Source organism: Oleiphilus sp. HI0080, assembly GCF_001635135.1.
Map to the genome: position 1 here is coordinate 1 of NZ_LWFU01000915.1, position 396 is coordinate 396.

Annotated in this window: 1 pseudogene; it reads left to right on the forward strand. The window is 50.0% G+C overall.

From position 1 onward, the window contains the following. Positions 1-6 precede the first annotated feature (6 nt). Positions 7-396: pseudogene (locus tag A3751_RS17985) on the forward strand (uridine monophosphate kinase); the annotation flags it as partial.

Sequence of the window (396 nt, forward strand, 5' to 3'; positions counted from 1 at the left end):
GCTAACCTGCAACCAAAGTACAAACGCGTTCTATTAAAGCTGAGCGGTGAAGCGCTCATGGGTGAAGAGAATTTTGGTATTGATCCTAAAGTGCTTGATCGTATGGCGCTTGAAGTAGGCCAGCTAATTGGTATTGGTGTCCAAGTTGGAATGGTGATTGGCGGCGGAAACTTGTTCCGAGGTGCCGCCTTGAATGCCGCTGGGATGGATCGTGTTACTGGTGATCACATGGGTATGTTGGCGACGGTTATGAATGCGCTTGCGATGCGCGACGCACTGGAGAGATCGAATATTTCGACGCGCGTTATGTCTGCTATCCCAATGAGTGGCGTGGTAGAGCATTATGATCGTAGGACGGCAATGCGTTGGTTGAAGGGTGGTGACGTCGTTATTTTC